This window comes from Caulobacter sp. AP07 (assembly GCF_000281955.1).
Classification (GTDB): domain Bacteria; phylum Pseudomonadota; class Alphaproteobacteria; order Caulobacterales; family Caulobacteraceae; genus Caulobacter.
In genome coordinates this window covers 1-23,738 of sequence record NZ_AKKF01000254.1, presented here as the reverse complement: position 1 = coordinate 23,738, position 23,738 = coordinate 1, and the positions used below count along the sequence as shown (strand labels likewise).

Sequence of the window (23,738 nt, the reverse complement as noted above, 5' to 3'; positions counted from 1 at the left end):
GGTCGTCTGCACCGCGCGCACCCGTCGCCCAGGCGATCGTCTGTTCGGCGGGCGCCGCTCGACATGATCGTGGTCGATCTGGGCCTTCCCGACCGATCGGTATCAAGGTGCTCCGATAATGCCGCTACCCTCCCGGGTGCAGCCCCGGCGCTTCCTGCCCCGTGCGGGTGACATATTCCGTATAACCGCCGCCGTACTGATGGACGCCCTCGGGCGTCAGTTCCAGGACGCGGTTCGACAGGGCCGCCAGGAAATGGCGGTCGTGCGAGACGAAGAGCATGGTGCCCTCGAAATCGGCCAGGGCCGCGACCAGCATCTCCTTGGTCGCCATGTCGAGGTGGTTGGTCGGCTCGTCGAGCACCAGCAGGTTCGGCGGATCGAACAACATCTTGGCCATGACCAGACGCGCCTTCTCGCCGCCTGACAATACGCGGCAGGGTTTTTCGACGTCGTCGCCAGAGAAGCCGAAGCACCCCGCCAGGGTGCGCAGCGCGCCCTGCCCCGCCTGCGGGAACGAGCGCTCCAGGGATTCGAAGATCGTCTCTTCGCCGTCCAGCAGGTCCATGGAGTGCTGGGCGAAATAGCCCATCCTGACGCTGGCGCCGATGTTGACCATGCCCTGGTCGGGCTTGGTGTCGCCGGCCACCAGTTTCAGCAGCGTCGACTTGCCGGCGCCGTTGGCGCCAAGGACGCACCAGCGTTCCTTGCGGCGCACCAGGAAATCGAGGCCCTCGTAGATCGGCTGGGCGCCGTAGCCCTTATGGACATTGCGCAGGCTGATCACGTCGTCGCCCGACCGCGGCGGGCTCTGAAAGTCGAACTGAACCGACTGGCGACGGCGCGGCGCCTCGACGCGTTCGATCTTGTCGAGCTTCTTCACCCGGCTCTGGACCTGGGCGGCGTGCGAGGCGCGCGCCTTGAACCGCTCGATGAACTTGATTTCCTTGGCCAGCATGGCCTGCTGGCGCTCGTACTGCGCCTGGCGTTGCGCCTCGCCGAGCGCACGCTGCTGTTCGTAGAAGTCCAGATCGCCCGAATAGGTAATGAGCGAGCCGGCGTCGATCTCCACCACCTTGCCGATGATGCGGTTCATGAACGCGCGGTCGTGCGAGGTCATCAACAGCGCGCCGTCGTAATTCTTGAGGAAGGCCTCGAGCCAGATCAGGCTTTCCAGGTCGAGGTGGTTGCTGGGTTCGTCCAGCAGCATGCCGTCGGGCCGCATCAGCAGGATGCGGGCCAGCGCCACGCGCATCTTCCAGCCGCCGGACAGCAGGCCGACATCGCCATCCATGCGTTCCTGGCTGAAGCTCAGGCCGGCCAGCACCTCGCGCGCCCGCGCGTCCAGCGCATAGCCGTCCAGCTCCTCGAAGCGCCCCTGCACCTCGCCATAGCGTTCGAGGATGGCGTCCAGTTCGTCGGCCTGGTCCGGATCGACCATCGCCGCCTCCAGCCTGGCCATTTCGGCGGCCAGCGCGCTGACGGGACCCACGCCATCCATCACCGCGGCGACCGCGCTCTGGCCCGACATTTCGCCGACATCCTGGCTGAAATAGCCGATCGTCATGCCGGGATCGATCGCCACCAGCCCGTCGTCGGGCTGCTCCTGGCCGGTGATCATGCGGAACAGCGTCGTCTTGCCGGCGCCGTTCGGGCCGACAAGCCCGACCTTCTCACCCTTCTGGATGCCCATCGAAGCTTCGATAAACAGGATCTGGTGGCCGTTCTGCTTGGAGATGTTGTCGAGGCGGATCATGGGGCGGTCTGCTAACGCGGGTGGACGGAGAACGCCAGCCTTAGAGCCATATCAATTCCAAGCGCGATGGATTGAGCCATCGCAACAGAAATCCCTGCCCTGCCCCGCCGCCCCCACGACCTGGATCACCGAACTAGGAAAATATTCCTCCCGCCGTGCCGATCGTGACCGCTGACGTTGGCGACGACACGATGGTGGCTCACCAGGCGCTCGCCCGCGCCCTGTCCAGCCGAGCCATGGCGTGGAAGATCAGCACGCTGGTCACCATCAGCACGGCCGCCAGCGCCAGCATGGGCGCCAGGTTGCTGCCCGTCGCGTCGCGCACCAGCGGCACCAGATTCTGGGCGATGAAGCCGCCCAGATTGCCGATCGCGTTGATCGCCGCGATGCCGGCCGCCGCCCGCGGCCCGCTGAGGAAGCTCGGCGGCAGGCTCCAGAACACGGGCTGAGCCGCGAAGATCGCCGGGGCGGCGATGCACAGCATGGCGAACTTCAGCGCCGCGCCGGGCACGATCACGCTCAGGGTCAGGGCGACCGCGCCCAGCAGAACGGGTCCGGCGATGTGCCAGGCGCTGGCGCCATGGCGCGCGGCGTGGCGCGGTACGAACCACAGCGCCACGGCGACCAGCAGCCAGGGGATGACATTGATCAGGCCGTTGACGCTGTTGGAGACGCCGAACGACTTGACGATGGTCGGCAGCCAGTAGCTCAGGCCGTAGGCGCCCAGCGGCATGCCGATATAGAGGCCCGCCAGCAGCAGCACGCGCGGGTCGAAGATCGCCTTCCAGGCGCCGCGATGATCGTCGACCGCCCCGCCCCGCTCTCCGGCCAGAACCGTGGCCAGCCAGGCCCTCTCGCCCTCCGGCAGCCATCGGGCCTGGGCCGGACCATCAGGCAGGCGCCACAGGACGTAGGGCGCCAGCAGCACGGCCGGAACGCCGGTGACCAGGAACACCCATTGCCACCCCGCCAGTCCCAGGGTTCCATCGAGATCCAGCAGCAGGCCGCCGATGGCCGCCCCGACGGCGTTGGCGACGGCGCTGGCGATCATGAACAAACCCACCATCCGCGCGCGATGAGCCTGCGGATACCAGAGGGTCAGGACGTAGAGCACGCCTGGGAAGAACCCCGCCTCGGTGACACCCAGCAGGAACCGCAGGACATAGAACATCGTCGCGTTCTGGGTGAAACCCAGGGCCAGGGTGACGAGGCCCCAGGTGAACATGATCCGCGCGAACCAGACCCGGGCGCCCACCCGGGCCAGGATCAGGTTCGACGGCGCCTCGAACAGGAAATAGCCGATGAAGAACAGCGACGCGCCCAGGCCGTAGGCCGCCTCGGTGAGGCCAAGGGCGTGGACCATGTCGAGCTTGGCGTACGACACGTTCTGCCGATCGATATAGGCGATCAGATACATCAGGCAGAACAGCGGCATCAGCCGCCGCGTCACCCGGCCGACGGTGGCGCGTTCCATGTCGAGGGACGGATCAGGCATGCGATGACCTTTGGTGAGCTTTCGCGCCCGCGATTGGGGAGACGCGTCGTGGCGGGGCGGTGGACTCGCGCTCGATCAGCGCGTGATCCAGGACGTAGTCGGCGGCGGCTTGAGCCGACGGTCCGGCCGATCGCAGGGCGCGCATCAACCGATCCAGGGCCACGGCCGCCATCTGCCGCACGGGCTGGCGCACGGTGGTGAGCGGCGGCCAAAGGGTGGTGGCCACGGTCGTGTCGTCGAACCCGACCACGGTCAGGTCGCCAGGCACGTCGAGGTGTCGACGGTGGGCCACCGACACGGCCGCGGCGGCCATGTCGTCGTTGCTGGCGAAGATCGCGGTGGGCGGCGGATGGGAATCGAGCAGTTCCTCGGCGGCGCGCAGCCCCGAACCGTAGGTGAAGGCGCCCTGGGCCAGGACGAGTTCAGCCCCCGCGACCGCCGCGATCGCCGCGCGCGCGCCCTCCAGGCGCTCGGCGCTGGCGGACTGATCGGGATTTCCGGTGATAAAGCCGATCCTTCGATGGCCAAGATCCAGCAGATGCTGGGCCATGGCCCGGCTGGCCTGGCGGTCGTCGATGCGGACGTTGATCGCATCGGTCGGCGGACGCCCCGCGGCGACCACGGCGACGGGCAGATTGGCGGCGCGGAGAATGTCGCGCAAGGCGGCGGAGTCGCCCAGAGGCGGCGCCAGGACCACGCCTTGGACGCCGGACCCCAGCAACCTTTGCAACTCCTGCGGCGCCGGGGCCTGGCCGTTTTCGCCGCGCACCAGGATCAGCCGGGCTCCGGCGCTGGTGGCCTCCTCGAACACCCCGATCAGGAAGTCGCTCATGAAGGCGGCGCTGGGATTGGAATAGATCACCCCGATCCGCAGTTCGCCGGCCATGACGAGGTTGCGGGCCGCCAGGTTGGGCTCGTAGTTCAGCTCGCGGATCGCGGCCAGGACCGCCATGCGCGTCGCCTCCCGGACCATGGCGGCGTCATGGATCACCCGTGACACCGTCATGCGCGAAACGCCCGCCAAGCGCGCGACATCGACGATGGTGGCGCCCCGGGCGCGGTCTGGCCTGCTCAATGGACACCCTTCTCAACGTCCGCCATCGGCGCGGCGAGGTGCTGGTTCGATCGTCGGAGGCTCGCCTCCGACGCGCGGCAATAGGGGCGCGGCGCGCCCGCTAACACAAGCGCCGGGCGCCCTGGGGCGCCCGGCCAGAAAGAGGCGCCCGGGCCGGAATGGCGGGTGGCCGAACCGACCCGGGCTAGGGGGAGAGGAAACAGGCGGCTCAAGCTAGAAGCTGTAGCGCAGGCCCACGTGGTAGAACCGGCCCAGCAGGTCGTAGAGCGCCGGGTTGGCGTCCAGACCGGTGTTGGTCTGCGGCGACGGCGTCGGATCCTTGTTGAACAGGTTGGCGACCTTGAAATAGGCCGTCAGTCCCTTCTTCACCTCGTAGGAGCCGCTCACGTCGACATAGGTGGCGCCCTTCATCTGGTTGTAGTCGATCGTCGGATAGTTGTTGTTATCGGCCGGGCTTCTACCCACCGGACAGCTGCCGGCGGCGCACTCGATGTACTGGCCGCCGATGACGCCGTCGCTGAACCAGCGCTCCTGCAGGCTGATGCTAAACCGGTCGGAACTCCAGGTCTGGACGGCGAGAACCTTCCAGTCCGGCGTATTGCCCGAGTTCTGGCCCGCGGTATCGATAACGGAGCCGCCGGGGAAGCCTTGATTGGTGACGTACTTGTGGGTGTTCGTCGCCAGGCCGCGCAGGTCGAAGTGACCCGGCACGCTGGGGATGTCGAACCGGTAGCTGGCCTCGATGTCGAAGCCGCTGGTCTTGATCGAGGCCAGGTTGAACACCTGGGCGTTGACGAAGGGGGCGCCCGGGTTGAGGTTGAAGTTGCCGCAGTACTGCGTCAAACCCGCATAGCAGAAGTTGACCACCTGCTGAGCGCTCAGGCTGGAGATGCCGCCGTCCAGCACGATGTTGTACCAGTCGACGGAGGCGCTGAAGCCCGGCAGCCACTTCGGGTTCGCCAGGACGACGCCAAGCGTGAAGTTCTTGGCGATTTCCGGTTTCAGGTTCGGGTTGCCGATCACGTTCTGGAAGAGCGTCAGCGCGCCTGGTCCCGCGGGTTGGCCCGCTGGGGGCGTGCCGTTCGAGGGAATGGTGAAGTTGGGCAGCGTAGTCGTGACCGGCGCGGCGAACAGCTCCGACAGGTTGGGCGCGCGGACGTCACGCGAGGTCACGGCCCGCAGGCGGATCCCGTCGATCGGCGTGTCCCAGGTGCCACCGACCTTCCAGGTATAGACGGTGCCCGAGGTGCTGTAGTCGGTCCAGCGGCCAGCCATGTTGAGGTTGGCCTTGCCGGCGGCTTCGGAGTCCACCAGCGGCACGTTCACTTCCGCGTAGGCTTCCTTGACGCTGTATTTGCCGGCGCCCGAGTGATAGTTGCCCGCGAACCAGTTGTTGCCCACCGTGTTTAGAGCCGGGTCGGCCGGATACTCGGCGGTATAGGGCGAGGCCGCCGACCCGTCGCCGTAGGGGTCGCCTTGGACGTGGTACTGCTCGCGGCGGTACTCGGCGCCGAAGGCCAGCGCGATCGGACCGGCCCAGCCCTGGATGGGCTCGCCGCTGAAGTTGATGCTGGCCACGTCCTGCTTCTGGACCGAGTGCTGATACGGGCCGTTCTTCGGGGTGATGTAGGCCAGGGCCGCGTCGCTGGGCGTCTGACCGCCGAACACGTTGATCGGTTGGCACCCGTTGGCGCGGGCGGTCGCGTCGGCGCAGACGATCTGGCCGTTCAGCGTGGTCGCCTGGACGGCCAGCCGATACCGCGGGTTCAGCATGATGTCGTTGACGTGGATGTTCGTCGTGTTCTCGCCGTGCGTGTAGTAGGCGTCATAGTGCCAGTCCGTGCCGAAGGCGGCGAACTTGCCGTCGGCGCCGATCACGCCGCGATACTGGGTCCGCGTCGGATGCACCGAGATGTTGCGCGGCAGCAGCGCGTTGCTGGTGCCGAACGTGAACTGGGTGATGCCGTTGGTGGCGCAGGCGGCCGCGACCGAGGCCGGCAGGTAGGGGTTGGAGCACTGCATCGTCAGGCCCGTCGTCGCCCCGCCCGGATTGGGCTGGTTGGCGGATTCGACGCGCGCGATGTTCAGCGTTCCATAGATCTCGTTGTTGTCGTCGATGTCGTAGGCGATGCGGCCGTAGCTGTTCATCCGCGTGATTTCGGACTGCAGCGAGGTGCCGACGCCGACGTTGCCTGACAGATCGCCCCCGACGCAGAAACCGCCGTTCGAATAGCAGCCGATGACCTGGCCAGCGGTCGGAGAGGGGGCCGAGGTCTTGGTCGGCACGCCGTTCGAGCCGTACTGGAACTGGAAGGGATTGCCGTTCTTGTCGAAGGCGGTGCCCTGCAGCGGCCCGGCGCTGATCAGGCCGTACTTGGTGTACTGATAGGCCTGGGCGTGCTCGCGGTAGAGGTATTGCGGCGAGCCGTCGTTGGTGACGCCGCGATTGACCAGGGTGGCGGTCGTGTACCAGTCGCGGCTGCCCGGCGCGTCCTCGCCGAAGCCGCCGGCCGGAACGCCCTCTTCCTCGTCATATTCGGCGCTGACCTGCACGTGCAGGCGGTCGTTCAGGAAGGCCTTGCCGCCCGCGAGTTGCAACACAAACTGCTTGTCGTCGCCATAGGTCGTGACCCCGGCGGAGACATTGGCCTTGAAGCCTTCGAAGTGCTTGTCGGTGATGAAGTTGACCACGCCGCCGACCGCGTCGGAGCCGTAGGAGGCCGAGGCGCCGCCGGTCACGACATCGACCCGCTGGACCAGCAGTTGCGGGAACAGGCTGATGTCGGGAACGCCGGTGATGTTGGCCGGAACCACCCGTTGGCCGTCCAGCAGGGTCAGGGTCCGGATGGGGCCCAGGCCGCGCAGCGAGAACGAGCTCAGGCCCTGCTGACCGCTCGAGGTGCTGAACGTGCCCGTGGTCGCACCCGTCGACCCCTGCAAGGAAGGCAGTTGGGCGATGGTCGTGAAGATGTTCGGCTCGGCGTTACGCTCCAGGTCGGCCTGGCCCAGAGCTTGGGTCGGCGTGGGCGCGGTAAAGCCGGTGGACCTGATCCGCGAGCCGGTGACCACGATCTCGCCCACGGTCGAGTCGGCGGCCTCCGACGACGCAGGAGCCTGCGCCGCTTGTGCGCCGGCTGATCCAGCCGATGCGATCATCGCGACCGCACTCGTCGCGAACAACACGTTCAAAAAGGGCGATCCCCGTCGCGTCCGACCTAAAGCACTCATCCCTGCAGCCTCCCGTTTTTCGTTGAGTCCATCAGCGATGGCCTGGCGCGAAGTTGTCAGACAAGTGGGGTGCTAACCATTACGACCATGGTCGTAGGTCGGGCGATCGCCGGCGCCGGCACAGGCGGAGTCAAGGGCGCGCCGGCGCCCTTCTCCGAAGCACTCGGCGACCGCATGGTCGTGGTTCTATGGGCGCCGCACCGCGTAGAGCGCGTGATGGGTCAGGACAAACAGCGTCTGCTTGTCAGGGCCGCCGAAGAGCAGTTGCAACGGTCGTTCAGGTATGTCCACGCGCCCCAACTCCCGGCCGTCCGGGGCGTAGACGAACACCTGGCCGTTGGCGACGTAGACACGCCCCTCCCCGTCCGTCGCGACGCTCTCGCCGCCGCGGTTGGCGAAGGGCCGCAGGTCGGTGATGGCGCCGTGCTTTCCAACCAAGCCGCTGTAGGTCCTGTTTTCCGAGCCGTTGGTGACGAACACCCGTTGCCCCGGCCTGGTCGTCGTGAAGCCATAGGTGTCGAGCGCATCGGAGAAGCGCAGGCCCCGGAAGTCAGGCGGGCCCTGCTGGAAGACGCGGTAGGCCGGCAAGACCAGGCTGCCATCCGGCGAGACGTATTCCTTGGGCTTCGGGAGCGCCATGTCGCGGGCGAACATCTGCTCCAGGGTCGTGAACTGATAGGTCCGGAGATCCAGCTGGTCCTTGAACTCGCCGTTGTTCCACCAGTTGACCGGCAGCACGGTCGCCGCGCCCGGGTGGTCGGCCGCTGGGGTCGGTGCGATCACCGTGACCTCGGTGTCGGGGCTGCCCGGCTTGAAGCTGTAGACCGCGCCGTCGCGGCCGTCCGACGACAGCACCAGCAGGTTTCCCGCCCCGTCGACAGCCAGGTTGATGGGATCCAGCGCGTTGTCGCGCACGATCGACAGCTTGTGCTCGCCCGACCAGCTGTAGATGCGCTGGTGGCGGCGGTCGGTGAAGTAGAGCGTTCCGGCCGCGTCGACGGCGCCGCCGCCCAACGAATGGAAGCCGTCGCCCAGCTTTTCCACGCTGGCGCCGGCGGGGAAGACCGAGGCCGCCACCGGCGGCGGATTGGCCGGCAGGTCCAGCACCGCGAACTGCCGTTCGCGCACCTCCAGTCCGCTGGTGACGTCCTGCACGGCGTTCTCGTACGGATACTTGCTCAGGCGCAGGAAGGTGGCGCAGCCGTTCTCGTCACATAGCCCCACCCCGCTTTCGGCGTTCACCGCCACGTTGCGCAGGCGGATGTCGTGGGAATTGTAGATCTTGGCCGCCGCCGGCGCCGGCTTGCGCGTCCGGGTGACGCGATAGGCGTGATAGTTGGCGACCAGGATGTCGTGCGAGTCGCGGATCTCCAGCGAGACCGTGTCCTCGCCCTCGCCGGCCTCCTCCTCGGTCTGCGGCGCCAGAAGCTCCCAGTGGGCGACCCGGTTGAGACTGATCTCGGACCGCACATGGTGTTCGACCGAGGCCTGGTAGATATGACCGGGCGTTTGCGTGTCGGAAATGTAGATCCCCGAATAGGCGTAGGTGCTGGGACTCCAGATGTTGGCGAATGTGCCGCCGCCGCCGTCCGTCACCCACAGGCTGGGGTACTGGCCCGCCCAGCGCTTGGCCGGATCGGCGTCGGCCGTGGCGTTGGCGTTGTACGGGTTGAAATGCGCGCCGTCGTAGAGGGTGGTGCCGTGGCCGCCCTGGAACTTGACGTCATTGACCATCGAGGTCTCGCCCGCGGTCCACAGCAGAGCCGTGGCGCGTGGATTGACGCCGCCGGTGTTGAGGCCCAGCCCCGAGACGACGTTGTCGCCCTTGGCCGCCGACAACACCAGCGCCTTGGGCGCGCCGACACCCTGATAGCCTGGGGTGCGATCAGGCAGCACGATCTGGGTCAGGCTCGGGTGCAGCCCGATCAGCACCGTATCGGGCCGCAGCCGTAGAGTGTCGGTGACGACGTAGAAGCCGGTCGGGAAATAGACGACCCGATGGCTGTCGATGGCGCGCTGGATGGCGGCGGTGTCGTCGGTGACGTTGTCGCCCTTGGCGCCGAGCGCGCGGACATTGGCCCACTCGGATACGGCCGGCAGGGCGCGGATCGCCGGCGCGGGCGCGCCGGGCGGCGGCGCGACGGCCTTCACCTTCATCTGTGTCCTGGTCACGCCCATCTGGCCCAGGCCAGGCAGGGTCAGGCCATGGTTGAAGGACGCCACCCGATAGGCGCCCCCCTCGCCCGGCATCGTCTTGCCGCTGTCGCGGAAGCGGGCGAACACGGGGGTGTTGACGGCCACCGCGTTCTCGAAACCGACCTGGGTATAGACGCTGGTCTCATTGGAGATGACGACCCCGGCCTTCGAGACGTTCTCGAACCGGACGTCCTTGCCCCACAGCCAATCGCCGTAGCCGCGGTCGATCTCGATCCCCACCGGCGTATCGCGCAAGGCCACATTGACCAAGGTCAGGCCGGCCTCATGCTCGCGGATCCCCGCGTCGCGCTGGCCTTCGAAGGTCGAGTCGAGCAGCACGAACCCCCAGCCCGGCGACGTCTTCTCGGCCAGAATGCCGTAGCGACCGCCCTTGAAGTGCAGGTCCTCGGCCTCGTTGGCGACCTGATACAGGCCCGCCAGGCCAGACCCGATGTCGAACGTCATGTGGCTGAGATAGGCATGCTGGGCGGCGTGGAAGCGGATCGCCGTCGCCGCTGGATTGCCCTGGCCGATCTTGAAGTCGATGTTGCTCATCGCCGAATAGAAGGTGTTCGGGTTCGCGTCGGCGACATCCTTGTTGAAGGGAACGCTCCCGGGCGGTGGGAACGGGACGCGCCGCGCCGGGTCCAGCTTGGCGCCGGCGAAGATCACCATGTTGGCCAGGCCCTTCTGGAACCCGGGCGTGGCGTCGCCGAGCAGGATCAGCGGGCGGGTCGCGCCAATCCCGAACACGCGGACGCCCGGCCACAGAAAGATCGTCTTGCTGATCCGGTAGCGGCCCGAGGGCAAAAACACCAAGCCGCCGCCCGGCTTGGCCGCGGCCGCATCGATCGCGCTTTGGAGGGCGGCGCTATCGTCCGCGCGGCCGTCGCCCCTGCCCTGCGCCACGATCGCGCGAGGATCGTCAGGCGCCGCCGCGAAGGCTGAAACCGAGGCCGACGCCGGAGCGCCTGTCGCCAACAGCAGGACGAACGCCGCCATCCATGTTCCAGCCCAGCCTTGCATTTCGAACCTCACAAAAGCGTCCCGGCGCGAGGCCGGGACTAGTCTGGGGTGGATTGTGGGCGTCTCACCGGAGATGGCGCCGGTGATCCGCGATGGGACTCATTGAAGTGTCTGATTGGCGCGCGTCAGGGCGTCACCGCATAGAGCGAATGGTGGGTCAGGACGAACAAGGTGCGCCGGTCTGGTCCGCCGAAGATCAGCTGCAGCGGCCGCTCGGGCAGGTCGATACGCCCGGCAGGCTGGCCATCGGCCGCGTATTTGAAGATCTGGCCATTGGCGACGAACACCTGCCCCTGGCCGTCGACCGCGACGCTCTCCCCGCCCCGGTTGGCGAACACCTTCAGGTCCGTCAGGGCGCCGCCGGGACCGACCTTGCCGCTATAGGTCTTGCCTTCGGACTCGTTGGTGACGAATACGCGCTCGCCGAGTCCCGCCCCGATCAGGCCGTGGGTCTGCAAGGTGTCGGACCAGCGCCAGCCGACATGGTCGGGAGGGCCTTGCTCCCATACGCGGAAGGCCGGCAGAACCAGGCTGCCATCGGGCGAAACGTACGCCTGGGCCTTGGGCGCGCCGGCGTCTCGGGCGAACATTTCGGCCAGGGTGGTGAAGTGGTCCGTCGACGGATCGTACTGATCCTTGAACTCACCATTGTTCCACCAGTTGACCGGCAACAGCGTCTTGGCGTCCGGAACGGGCGCCGACGGGGTCGCCGCGATCGTCGTCATCTGGTCCTTGGGCCCGTTCGGATCGATCGAATAGACCGTTCCCTGCGGGCCGTACGAGGACAGCACCAGCAGCTTGCCGGACCGGTCGACCGCCAGGTTCACGGGATCCAGCGCGTGGTCGCGCACCACTTCCAGCCCGCGGGCCTCGGTCCAGCGATAGATCCGCTGGAAGCGCTTCTCGACGAAGTAGAGCGCGCCGTCCGCGCCCACCGTCGCGCCCGAAATCGACCAGAAGCCGGTCTCCAGCTTCTGCACTTTCCCGTCGCTGGCCTGGGCGGCCGGCGTGGGCTGGCTGGAAACGTCGAGCACGGCGAACTCACGCTCCCGCACTTCCAGCTTGCGGGTCTTGTCCTGGATCGCGTTCTCGAAGGGATACTTGCTGGCCCGCAGATACGTCCCGCAGCCACTCGCGCCGCACAGCGCGACGCCGCTCTCGGCGTTGATGTGTACGTTGCGGAAACGGATGTCGGACGAGTTGAACAGCTTCACCGCCGTCTCGGCGGGATGGTACGACCGCGTCACCCGATAGCCATGATAATTGGCGAACAGGATGTTGCGCGAGTTGCGCACCTCCAGCGAGACGGCATCCGGCCCGTCGCCGACCTCCTGCTCCGTCTGCGGGGCCAGGAATTCCCAGTTCTGGACGTTGTCGAGTACGAATTCGTTGCGCACGTGGTGCTCGACCGACACCTCGTAGATATGGCCGGGCGTGCTGGTGTCGGAAATGTAGAAGCCGGCCGAAGCGAAGGTGTTGGGGCTCCAGACATTGGCGAACGTGCCGCCGCCGCCGTCGGTCACCCAGATGCTGGGATATTGACCGTCCCAGCGACCGTCCGCCACCGGGTCACCGCTGCGCGCCTGGGCCGCGCCCAGCGGCTTGCCGTCCATGGTCGGCGTGCCGCCGCCGCCCATGATCTTGACGTCCGTGACCTGCGAGCGCTCGCCCGACCGCCAGAGCAGCGCCGAAGCGCGTGGATTGACGCGGCCGGTGAACAGCCCGATCCCGGACAGGATGTTGTCGCCGCCCCGCGGCGTCTCGATCATCGGCGTGACGGCGCCGACCCCGGCATGGCGAGGATTGTTGTCGGGCAGGACAAGCTGGGTGATGGCCGGATGCAGACCGACCAGCACGGTGTCCGGGCGAAGCCGCAGCGTGTCGGTGATCTTGTAGAAGCCGATCGGCAGATAGAGCACGCGGTGGGTTTCGATCGCCGCCTGCAGCGCGGCGGTGTCGTCGGTCTCGCCGTCGCCCTTGACTCCCAGCGTCTTGACGTTGGTCCACGCGCTCACCGGCGGCAGCGGGCGGATGGCCGGCGTCGCGACCGCCGGCGGCGCCGGCAGCGCGGTGATATCGGCCTGGGTCTTGTACTCGCCCATCTGGCCAAGGCCCGGCAGCGTCAAGCCGTAGGTGAACGAGGCCACCCGATAGGCGCGCCCCTTGCCGGCCACGGTCTTGCCGCTGTCGCGGAAGCGGGCGAACATCGGCGTATTGGTCGCCACGGCGTTGTCGAAGCCCACCTGGGTGAAGACGTTGTCTTCGGCGGAGATGACGACGGCGGCCTTCGAGACGTTCTCGAAGCGCACGTTCTTGCCCCACAGGGAGTCGCTGTAGCCGCGATCGATCTCGATGCCGACGGGCGTGTCGCGCATGGCGACATTGACCAGCGTCAGGTCCACCTCATGCTCGCGGATCGCCGCGTCGCGCTGGCCGTCGAAGGTCGAGTCCATCAGGGTGAACTGCCAGGCCGGCGAGGTCTTTTCCGTGACGATGCCGTAGCGGCCGCCGTGGAAGTGGACGTCTTCCATGACGTTGCCAGCCTGGTAGACGCCGGCGAAAGCCGAGCCCAGGTGGAAGTCCATATGGCTGAGGAAGGCGTGCTGGGCCATGCGAAACCGAACCCCAGCCGCGGCCGGATTGCCGGCGCCGATCTCTATGTCGACATTGCTCAGCGCTGAATAGAAGGTTCCCGAATTGGCGTCGCGCACCTCATCCTTGGCGCCGACCACGGTCGGAACCGGCACGGGAATTCGGCCGACGCTGTATTGGTCGCCGCCCGTGAACACGATCATCGTGCCCACGCCCTTCTGGAATCCGGGGGTGTTCGGGGCCAGAACGAAGACGGGCCGCTTGGCTCCGACCCCGAAAATGCGCACGCCCGGCGGCACCAGAATGCTGCGGCTCAGGCGGTAGCGGCCCGACGGCAGGAACACCACGCCGTGGCCAGTCTTGTCACGGGCGGCGTCGATGGCGCGCTGAACGGCCTCGGTGTCGTCGGCCCGGCCGTCGCCAACGGCCTTGACGCTGACCGCGCGCGGATCATCGGGGGCGACGAGAAGAACGGACTGGGTTTCGGCCATCGCCGCGGACGCGGATGCCAGGATCATCGCCGCCAGTGTGACTACTCTCATGCCGCTCCCCTGAGTTACTTCGACTACGGATAGGGCGTTGGAAACGGGCCGCCATCCACGACCATGGTCGTAGTTCTCGCTCGCTCGGCTTGCCCCTAGAACCGCATCTCCAATCGCTCGGTTGGCCTGCCGACCTTATCGACAGCCTTTGTCGCCGATCAGCCCAAGGACGCCGCTTGCAGTCGCCCCCTCGCCACGCCAGCCTCGCGCCCGTCGCCATCATCATCATGGGGGTGAGCGGAAGCGGAAAATCGACGCTCGGCGCCATTCTCGCCCAGGCGCTCAACTGCCCGTTTCTGGACGGCGACGATTTTCACGACGCGGCCGCGATCGCCAAGATGAGCGCCGGCGAGCCGCTCACTGATGACGACCGCTGGCCGTGGCTCGATCGGTTGGGCCGCGCCATGGGCCAAACCCTGGTGTCGGGCGGAACGGCCGTGGCGGCCTGCTCGGCCCTCAGACGCAGCTATCGCGACCGTCTTCGAGCCGCGATATCGGCCCCCACGCGGTTCGTCCTGCTGGACGCCAGCCCGGACGAGCTCCAGCGCCGCCTCGATCACCGGGCTGGCCACTACATGCCAGCCAGCTTGCTGGGTAGCCAATTGGCCACGCTGGAACGTCCAGGAGCGGACGAAGCGGCTGCCTTGTTCACCGCCGACGCTTCGCCCAGGCAATTGCGCGACGCCACGCTGACCTGGCTGGAAGCGAGCGACGGTAGAACCGGCGGCATGGAGCGCCCGTCAGGGCATTAGCCGTTTTCGGCCTTGTGACAGGTGCCAGCGCATGGCCAGGGCCGCCCCGTCGCCGTCCTGCGCGCGGATCGCTTCCACGATCATCTCATGCTCGCGCATCATCTCGCCGATGGCCTCGGGCGGTCGTGAGCGCGAAATGCCGACGCCGGCGCGCATGATTCGATCGACGTCGGGCTGAAGCGCCTCGAACGCGATCAGAAAGGCGGGATTGGCGGTGGCCAACACGATGCGGCGGTGGAGCTCCATGTCCTCGGCATGGGCCGGTGCATTCGACAGGAGCGCGGCGCGCAATTGCAGGAGGCCCTCTTCGATGCTGGCCATCTCCTCGGCGGACCGCCGCGCCGCCGCCAGCCGCGCCGCTTCGGCCTCGAGCACGAAGCGCACCTCGTAGCTCCCGAGCGTGGAAGGCAGTTCGGAGAGCGGCATATAGGCGCCCAACTTGTCGGATGGGCGGTTCTTGACGAAGGACCCCGCCCCCCGCCGCGCCTCGGTGATGCTGTCGGCCGCAAGTCGGACCAGCGCTTCGCGCACGACGGTGCGCGACATGCCGAAAATCTCCGCCAGGCGAGCCTCGGACGGCAAGCGATCGCCGACCGCCAATCCGTCGGCGTTGATCATCTCCACGATGCCCGTATACGCCCGGTCGGCCAAGCGGCCTTCGCTCATCCATCGATCTCCAAATCGGCTGACGCCATCATCGCGCTGTTCGCTCCCCATAGAAAGCAGCTGTCGGTCAGCACCCGTCCATGGCGCCGACAGCGACCGGCCCTCATGACGCCAGCGTGATCCTCGCCACATGATCGCCGAGACGGCAAGTCGCCGTCCGCCGCTAAACCTGTACGACAGATTTCGGCGCGACGCTCAATAATGCAGAATGTTCACGCTCACATTGCCCATGGCACTTGAACTTGTCCAACAGATAGCGTTACCATCGGGAAACACGACCTGAATCGGCCGACCATGATCGGCGGACAAAACAAACGGGCGACGCACCACCCAAGGCGGCTGCGTAGGGATGAAACAGAGGGGTTCAGGAATGACCACGACGGAAATCCGCCTTATCGACCGGGATCTGGAGGCGGCGTTTGGCGGGCTCACGCCAACCCAGATGAAGGTTCTGGAAGGCGTCAACTCGGGACTGCTCAATAAGCAGATCGCCTTCGACCTCGGCATCGCGGAAGCCACGGTCAAGGCCCATATGACCGCGTTGATGCGTAAGCTCAACGTTCACAACCGAACCCAGGCCGCGATCGCGGCCCAGGCCCTGGTGCATGGGCTGAGGTCCGTCGCCCGATAGGCGGCGACGCGGCGAGGCGCCGGTCGCAAACCAATAGGCTGCTAGGAAAATATTCCTCACGCCACATTGGTCGCGACCTAAAGAGTCAATGGCGCTAGCCGAAGGGCGTTGGTGGGCTCACTTCCGCATCCGCGCGCCCTACTGGATCGTGACGGCTTGCAGGACGCCGTCCATGTCGCGGACAGTCGCCGGCGTGATGTCCATGGCGTTGTTCCAGCCATAGGCGTTGTCGCGCTCCATCACGACGCTGCAGGCGCTGCGGGTGATGACGCGGGTGAGCGCGTCATTGAGCGCGCGGTCGACCTGCTGCTGGCCGCGGGTCTGGGCGGCGATGAAGCGGGCGTTCTGCTGCTGGTCGAGCGCCTGGGCCTGCTGGTTGAGGCCGGCCAACTGCCGCTGGAACTCGATCGGCGCGATCGCGCCCTGCCGCCCCTCGAGCGCCCGGCGTTGCAGGTCGAGGGACGCGCGACGCTGCGCCAGCTCGGCGTTCAGCGACGCCTGCATCTGGCGCAACTGGGCCTGCATCGACTGCCCCGCGCGCGAGGCGCTGATGGCGCCCGTCCGCGACAACAGGCACATGCCCGTGATGGGCGGCCCGAACGTCTGGGCGGATGCGGGCGCGCCGGCAAGCATCACCAGGCAGGCGGTCAACACCCCGATCAATCGCATGTCACCCCTCGCCCGGTCAGCTGGCCGCCGCGACCCGGTCCGCGCAGGATTTCTCCTGCCAGACCACTTCGGACACCGTGACGTTGTAGCGCCCGCGCGGGCGCGTGAAGCGGATCTCCATCCGGCAGCGCACCCGGTCCACGCTGCCCGGCGCGGTCGGAAAGAACAGGACGTAGTTCCACCGTCGCCTGACGCTCTCCGCGAAATGCGGCGGCCCCAGCAAGGGGTAGATGCTGAACTTGTCGACCCCCGGCGTGATCAGCCGCACGGACGCCGGGCTGACCGTCACGCCCAGCTTCTCGCGTTCGCCCGGGACTTCATGGAAGGCGGTGGGATCGACTGACGCCACATAGATCGAGGCGGCGGCCGAAGGGGATGGGGTCGAAGCGTCCCGGGCGACGGCGGCGACCGGCCCCATGAGGCTGAGCCCCGACAGGATCGCAAGGGCGAGGCGCTGGGCTTTCATCGTGTCCTCCTTAGGAATGATCGAATGAACGACGCGGGTCAGAACTGGAAACCGATGCCGACATTGGCGCCCGTGCGTTCCTGGGTGTCGTAGGTCGCGCCCGCCTTGAGGATGGTGCGGCCGTCGTCCATGATCCGCGAAAGACCCATGGCGAAAGCGGATTGCCCGCCATAGGCGCCCGCGCCCAGGGCGAACATGCTGCGGCCCGGTTCATAGGCCTGAGGCAGGCCCGCCGCCGCCAGCGCGCCCGCGGTCCCGGCAAAGGACTCGCGCCGCGCCTTCGACATGTCGACCACGAAACCCTGCAGCCGCGCGTCTGTGTAGGCGTTGGCCGTCGAGATCGCGTTCGAAAGCCCGTCGTTGAGCTGCTGGACATTGACCGCGTCGGTCGGCGCGACGCCGGCGGCGACGTTGTGCAGCGTCGCGGCCTGGCCGCCGGGGTTGAACGTCACCGACCGGCCGCCGGCGTCATACTGCACCGAATTGCTGGCCACCTGCTGGACCTGGTGCAGTTGCGAGCCGTTGACCGCGTCGGTCGAGGTGGCTGTCACCGCCCCTGCCCCGACGTTGCGGACCACGTTGCCGCCCATGTCGACGGCGGTGTTCTGGCCCACGGCGAGGCCGCCGTTGGCGTTGATTACGCCGCTGAAGGTCGGGTTGTCGGCCATGGCGATCTGCAGCTGATTGCCGCTGAGCGTCACCACGGTGTTGGAGCCCCCGGTCACGTTGAGCGTGCCGTTCGACGGAACGTTGGTGGCCGGACCGCCATTGGCCTGGATGTTCCAGCCGGCGGCCGCCGTCTGGTTCAGGGCCTGCAGCGCGTCGTTGACGCTGCCGTAGTTGTTCCCGCCGACGTTCAGGCTCGTCGTCACCGTGCCGGTCGTCGCGTTGTAGCTTGAATTGCCGCCCAGACCGGCCGCCACGCTGCCGCCGAGGTTGCTGACGTTGTTCTCGACCGTGGTGACGCGGTTCTCGACCGTGGTCATGCGGCCGTCGAGATTGTTGACCGCCGTCGCCTGGGCGCCCAGCGCGTCCCCGACGTTGTTGTAGGTATTGCCCGCGACCGTATAGCTGGGCGCGGTATAGGCCCCGGTCGTCGGGTTGTAGGACGCCCCGCCGCCCAGCGCGCTGGCGGTGTTCTGGGCCACTTGGTTCAGCTGGCTGACGTTCACGGCGTCGGTCGGGGCCGAGCCGGCCGCGACGTTGGTGAGCTGCCGCTCGGCGCCCGCGCTGCCCACCGACACCTCGCCCGCCGAGTTCTGCGGCGCGGCGAGGCCATAGCCGGTGTAACCGGTCCGCGACCCCACCGCCGTCGTCGCCCCTGCGCCCAAGGCGACGCTGCCCGAGAAGCTGGCGTTGGCGCCGGGGCCGATCGCGATCGACTGGATGCCGTTGGCGATCGAATTGGTCCCCAGGGCGATGCCGTCGGCCTGGGAAACCTGGGCGTTCTGGCCGATCGCGGTTCCACCCGGCGCGGTCATCTGGACAATCGCGCCCTTGCCGATGCCGATGCCGTTGTCGCCGTTGACCACCGTGGTCGGACCCACCGCGACCGAGTCCAGCCCGATCGCCAGAGAGTCGGGGGCCGTCGAGTTGGCGTGGAAATACTGCACCGGGGTCACCGAGACCGAGCTGATGGCGCCCTGCAGCTGGCGCAGAGTCACGGCATCCTGCGCCAGGGTGCCGTCGGCGACATTGGTGATCTGACGGTATTGGCTGGTCGTGGCGTTGCCGACCGAGACCGCTCCCAGCAGCGTCGCGTCGGTCGTGTTGTACGGCACGAAGCCGATGCCCGCGACGATCGTGCCGGATGTCGGCGCGATCGCGCGATCGGCGAGCGAACCGGAGCCCAGGGCCAGGGCCCCGTCGATGCTCGCGACCGCGTTGTCGCCCAACGCGACGCTGCCCGTGTTGTTGGCGACCGCCCGCGGGCCGACCGCCACGCTGTCGGTTCCGGTCGCCAGGCTGTCGGCGAGGATCGAGTTGGCGTGGAAGTACTTGATGCCGCCGCCGTTGTTGATGGTGGTCAGCGCGTTGTTGAGGGTGGTCAGGTTGCCGTCGACCGCGGTGAAGGCGTCGAACACCGTCGTGTGGTTGCCGCCCTGTACGACGTAGGTCGGACCGGTCACCGTGCCGTCGGGATTGACCGTCGAGCTTCCGCCCAGCGTGGTGGCGATGCTCTGGCTGACCCCATGGAGCTGAGAGCCGTTGACGGCGTCGCTGGACGCGGCGTTCACCGCCCCGTCGGCCAGGTTGGTGATGGTCGTGCCGCCGGCGCCCGCCAGGGTCACGACATTGTAGTTGACCTCGCCCGGATCGACGAGGCCGTTGGCGTTGATGTCGGTCCAGTCGTACTTGACCGCCCGCTCGCCGACATCGCCGGCCAGCCCCGCCACGGCCTCCACCGCCTGGTTGGTGGCCAGCAGCTGCGAGCCGTTGATCGCGTCGGTCGAGCCGCCGCTGATCCGGCCCGCCGCGACATTGGTGATCGTCCGCTCGGCCCCGGCCGCGCCGATGCTGACCGTGCTGGCCGGCGTCGTGCCCGCGAAGCTGTAGGCTGTCCCGTTGATAGTCGTGCCGGCCGTGCCGACCGCCGCCAGGGTGGTCGAGCCCGAGCCCAGCGCCACGTCGCCGGCCCGGGCGGTCGCCGTCGCGCCGTTGCCGATCGCGACATTCCCGGCCAGGCCGGCCGCGCCGGCGGTCGAGCCGTTGCCCAGCGCCACGCTGCCCTGGCCGACCGCGCGGTTGGCGTTGCCGATCGCCACCGCGCCATTGGCCTGGTTCGCGGCCGTGGCCGTGGTGGTTCCGTCGCTGTTGGCGATGTTGTTGGCGCCGCCGGTGAAGGCGCCCGTGCCGCTGGCGTAGCTGGGATCGCCGATCGCCACCGCGCCGTCGCCGAAGGCGGTGTTGGAGCGCCCGATCGCCACCGCGCCGCCACCGGCGGTGCCGGCGTTGGCCGTGCTCAGATTACCGATGGCCACGTTGACGCCGGTCGCGCCAGTACTGGTGGTGTCGCCCAAGGCGACCGAGGAGGCGCTGCCGGTCGTGGACTTGTTGCCCAGGGCGACCGAATTGGTGAACGCGGCGACCGTGTTCTGGCCGATGGCGATGGCGCGCGCCGCGGTCGCGGAGGCCGGGGCGCCGGTGGGCACGGTTCCGCCGCCGCCGCCGATGGCGATGGACCCGAGACCCGTTGCGCTGGCCCCCGCCCCCGTCGTCGGTCCGCCGCCGATGGCGATGGCATAGGAGGTGGTTCCCGACGCCCCCGCGCCAAATGCGATCGAGTTGACTCCCGTCGCGGCGGTTTGGGCGCCGATCGCTATCGATCTGGTCTGGGCGGTGCGCGCCGAGACGCCAATCGCGATCGCCGCCTGGTCGGCGCCGCCCGTGATTTGGTTGAAAGCGCTATTGCCGATGGCGATGCCGTTCGCCGTCTGCGAAGCCGCGTTCACCCCCATGGCGATCGAATTCGCCCCGGTCGCGCCGTTGTTGGTGAAATTGTTCTGGGTCGAGCCACCGTCATTGACGCTGACATAGTGAATGGCGGTCGTGCTGACCGTGTTGGCCAGCGTGGTCACCGCCTGGTTGGTGGCGAACAGCTGCGAGCCGTTGACCGCATCGGTCGAGCCGCCGTTGATCCGTCCCGCCGCCACATTGGTGATCGTCCGCTCGGTCCCCGCCGCGCCGATGCTGACCGTGCTGGTCGGCGTCGTGCCCGCGAAATTGTAGGTCGTGCCGTTCAGCACCGTGCTGGCCGTGCCGACCGCCGCCAGGGTGGTCGAGCCCGAGCCCAGCGCCACGTCGCGGGCGTTGTTGGCCTTGGCCGTGTCGCCGAACGCGACGGCGCCGGCCGCCAGCGCGCTGCTGGTGTTGCCGATCGCGACGCTGCCCTGGCCGACGACGGTGTTCTGGTAGCCGATGCCGACCGCGCCCTGAGCGGCCGTGCCGGCCGTGCTCACCGCCTGGCCGCCGCCGCCGACCATGTTGGTGTTGCCCATCGCCACCGAACCGTTGCCGGTGGCGGTGTTGTCCTTGCCGTTGGCCACCGCCCCGTCGCCGGTGGCGGTGTTGGGATCGCCGATCGCCACCGCGCCGTCGCCGCTGGCGAAGTTCCCCGCGCCGATGGCCACCGCCTTGCCGCCGGTCGCGGTCGAGCTGGTGCCGATGGCGACGGCGTCGGCGGTGTCCGCGAAGGACTGGAGACCGACCGCGATGGCGTTGATCGCGGTCGCCTGGCTGTCGCGTCCCATCGCAATGGCGCCGTCCTGAGACGCCGTCACGTCCGTGCCGATGCCGATGGAGCTCTCTCCACTGGCGCTGGTCGCAAAGGTGCTTGAGCCGAGATAGACCGAGTTTATCCCGGACGCGCGCGAGCCGGCGCCGACAGCGACGGCTCGCAGGGCGGTGGTTCGAGCGCCCTGGCCGAGAGCGGTGCTGCCGATTCCGCTGGCGCCGGAGTCAAGTCCGACGGCCGTGGAACTGCTGGCGGTCGCCTGGCTTGTGCGTCCTATCGCAAGGGCGTCGGTGGCGTTCGCGATCGAGCCCAGGCCGACCGCTACGGCGTTCGTGGCCGACGCGGCGGCGTTGTTGCCGAGCGCCACGGCGGAGACGCCGGCGCTCTGGGCTCCCGAGCCCGCCGCGACGGAACCGACTCCGCCTGACACGGCCAGATTGCCCAAGGCGAGCGCGAAGTCGCCGGAGGCATTGGCGCTCGGGCCGAACGCCGCCGCGTGTTGCGCCGTCGCATTGGCGGCAGGACCGATGGCCGCGCTGTTGAGCGCCGACGCCACGCTTTGGCGCCCGATCGCAACGGCGTTGGTCTGGGACGCCGTCACATCGGTGCCGATGGCGACGGCGCTCTCCGCGATGGCGCCTGATCCGGGACTAGTGCGCGCGCCAAAATAGACCGAGTTCAGCCCGCTCGCCTTGGCCCCGGCTCCGATCGCCGCCGCATTGGTCCCCGTCGCCATGGCGTTCTGGCCGATCGACGTCGTGGCGTTGCCGCTGACGCCGATACCGGCGTTGGTTCCGATCGCGATATTGTCGTTGCCGGTGACGAGGCTGCCCGCGGAAGCCTGCAGGGCGCCGTCGTAGGTGACGGCGCCGTCGCCGGTTCCCAGGGCGACGTTGCGCGTTCCCGAGACGCCGGAGCCGGCGCCCCTCAGGACGCTGGGAACGCCGCCGCCGATGGCGGTGTTCTGTCCGCCGGTCACCAGCGTACCAGCCGCGACGCCCACCGCGACCGAACTGGCGTTGCCGACGGTTGAACCGGCGCCGGCGCCCTGTCCGACGGCGACCGTGCTGCCGCCCATCGCGACAGCCTGCGCGCCGAGCGCGAGCGAACTGTTTCCCGTGGCCTGGGCGCCGTTTCCGACGGCGGTGGCGGCGCTATTCGTCGCTTGGCTGAGGCTGCCGATGGCGACGGAATTGGCGGCGGTCGCCTGGCTCGATACGCCGACGGCCGTCGCGGCGGCGCCGGCCGTGGCCGTGGAGCCGATGGCGGTCCCGTTCGCCCCGTTTGCCGTGCTGTTGACACCGAAGGCCGAGGCTCCGTCCGTGAGCGCACGGGCGTTCCCGCCTATGGCGAGGGCGTTGACACCGGTTGCATTCGCGAAGACGCCGATGCCTATGGCGTTGAGGCCGTTGACACCCATCGAATAGCCGATGGCGATCGAAGCGTTGCCCGTCGCGCTGTTGGAGGCGCCCACCGCTACGCTGTTCTGGCCATTGGCCTGGACACTGGCGCCGATGGCGATGGCGTTGGCGGCCGCCGCCGTGCCGCCGCCAGCCTGGTATTGCGCCTGGGCCGGCGCGGAGAGGCCGAGCGCCATGATCGCGGCCAAGCCGCCGATCACGCTGGCCGGACGCAGCCCGCCGCCGCCGCCCAACGCTCCCAGGCCCAGCCGGTCGCGCTTGAGCCCGAGCACGCGATGGGCGTTGCGGAGCGCCGCCATCAGCCGGCGGCGTTGCGACCAGCCCCGCCCATCGCCGCAGTCCATTCCGTTGCGGACCAAGCCGGCGTGGCGGCGATCTTTCGACATGTCTCTGACCATGGCAACGCTACCCCTCAATGTCGGTCCGCCGGCCCCTTGGGGCGTCGACGAGAGCCGCGATCTGGGCCCACTTCACTTGTCCCGCGCGGACGGGCCGCCTATCCGCACGACCGATCTTGCGAGCCGGGGTTCACCGGCGCTGGGTCATCCCGGACAGGGTCACCACCACGCAGGTGGAACCGCTCGGGATCATCAGCGCCTGGCCCTGGGTTCCGGCGAGCTGGTATCGCCAGACGCCCGACAGGGCCTGGCCGGCCGTGCTTCCGGCCGGAAGGAGACCCACGACCTCGGCGCAGGGCTTCTGGAAGGGCGCCACGCGCACCAGGTATCCTTCGCATCCGCCCTCTCCCGGCGCGGCGAGGACGACACCGCCCGCGGATCCCTTGAGGTCGGGGAGGTCGTAGGTCATGCCCAGGACGCCCTGGACGATGTGGGCGTCGGGAGCGGTTTTGTCCGCCTCGGTCTTTACCGAGTAGGCCGCTCCACGGGTCAGGCCCTGGCCGAGCGCCTCATAGAGGTTCGCGCAGCTCCGCGCGCCGACCTTGTTGGCCTGATCGCGGAAGACATCGGCATTGGCGGGCGCCGTGGCCGCCG

12 protein-coding genes and 1 pseudogene are annotated in these 23,738 nt (G+C 68.2%); 2 read left to right on the top strand and 11 right to left on the bottom strand.

Annotated features, from left to right (window positions below; genetic code table 11):
- Positions 1-124: 124 nt before the first annotated feature.
- From PMI01_RS22690 to PMI01_RS22665, 6 genes are all read right to left on the bottom strand, one after another.
- Positions 125-1,753, bottom strand: a complete 1,629-nt coding sequence (locus PMI01_RS22690; protein WP_007674795.1) for an ABC-F family ATP-binding cassette domain-containing protein — start codon at positions 1,751-1,753, stop codon at positions 125-127.
- Positions 1,754-1,952: 199 nt separating this feature from the next.
- Positions 1,953-3,248: an MFS transporter gene (locus PMI01_RS22685; protein ID WP_007674793.1), complete on the bottom strand. Its 1,296-nt coding sequence runs from the start codon at positions 3,246-3,248 to the stop codon at positions 1,953-1,955.
- Positions 3,241-4,323, bottom strand: a complete 1,083-nt coding sequence (locus PMI01_RS22680; protein WP_035037893.1) for a LacI family DNA-binding transcriptional regulator — start codon at positions 4,321-4,323, stop codon at positions 3,241-3,243. Before PMI01_RS22680 ends, PMI01_RS22685 begins: the two co-directional genes overlap by 8 nt.
- A gap of 213 nt (positions 4,324-4,536) precedes the next feature.
- Positions 4,537-7,551, bottom strand: a complete 3,015-nt coding sequence (locus tag PMI01_RS22675) for a TonB-dependent receptor plug domain-containing protein (protein WP_007674789.1) — start codon at positions 7,549-7,551, stop codon at positions 4,537-4,539.
- A 186-nt stretch (positions 7,552-7,737) separates the two neighbouring features.
- Complete coding sequence (locus PMI01_RS22670; RefSeq protein ID WP_007674786.1) at positions 7,738-10,749, bottom strand: glycosyl hydrolase family 28-related protein; 3,012 nt, start codon at positions 10,747-10,749, stop codon at positions 7,738-7,740.
- Between the two features lie 149 nt (positions 10,750-10,898).
- The gene (locus tag PMI01_RS22665) at positions 10,899-13,907 is read right to left on the bottom strand and encodes a glycosyl hydrolase family 28-related protein (RefSeq protein ID WP_007674782.1); all 3,009 of its coding nucleotides are present in this window, start codon (positions 13,905-13,907) and stop codon (positions 10,899-10,901) included.
- A gap of 176 nt (positions 13,908-14,083) precedes the next feature.
- Here PMI01_RS22665 and PMI01_RS22660 point away from each other — a divergent pair, with 176 nt between their 5' ends.
- Entirely contained in the window at positions 14,084-14,659 is a 576-nt protein-coding gene (locus tag PMI01_RS22660; RefSeq protein ID WP_007674779.1) for a gluconokinase, read from the top strand.
- On the opposite strand, the gene PMI01_RS22655 is transcribed toward PMI01_RS22660, so the two are convergent.
- The gene (locus PMI01_RS22655) at positions 14,648-15,325 is read right to left on the bottom strand and encodes a FadR/GntR family transcriptional regulator (protein WP_007674777.1); all 678 of its coding nucleotides are present in this window, start codon (positions 15,323-15,325) and stop codon (positions 14,648-14,650) included. The two genes, PMI01_RS22660 and PMI01_RS22655, sit on opposite strands and share 12 nt — an antisense overlap.
- Positions 15,326-15,752: 427 nt before the next feature.
- On the opposite strand from PMI01_RS22655, the pseudogene PMI01_RS22650 reads away from it, so the two are divergent.
- A pseudogene (locus PMI01_RS22650) lies at positions 15,753-15,956 on the top strand (helix-turn-helix transcriptional regulator); the annotation flags it as partial.
- Positions 15,957-16,094: 138 nt separating this feature from the next.
- Here the strand turns inward: PMI01_RS22650 and PMI01_RS22645 are convergent.
- The 4 genes from PMI01_RS22645 to PMI01_RS22630 all read right to left on the bottom strand — a co-directional run.
- Positions 16,095-16,625 (bottom strand): OmpH family outer membrane protein, encoded by a 531-nt coding sequence (locus PMI01_RS22645; RefSeq protein ID WP_007674772.1) that lies wholly within the window; start codon positions 16,623-16,625, stop codon positions 16,095-16,097.
- A 16-nt stretch (positions 16,626-16,641) separates the two neighbouring features.
- Positions 16,642-17,091, bottom strand: coding sequence for an outer membrane protein assembly factor BamE domain-containing protein (bamE, locus tag PMI01_RS22640; protein WP_007674769.1), 450 nt, complete (start codon positions 17,089-17,091; stop codon positions 16,642-16,644).
- 38 nt (positions 17,092-17,129) lie between these two features.
- Positions 17,130-23,132 carry a YadA-like family protein gene (locus PMI01_RS22635; RefSeq protein ID WP_162136411.1) on the bottom strand — a complete coding sequence of 2,001 codons (6,003 nt, stop codon included), beginning with the start codon at positions 23,130-23,132 and terminating at the stop codon, positions 17,130-17,132.
- A 142-nt stretch (positions 23,133-23,274) separates the two neighbouring features.
- On the bottom strand, positions 23,275-23,738 hold a 464-nt coding region (locus PMI01_RS22630; protein WP_007674763.1), incomplete at its 5' end, for a hypothetical protein.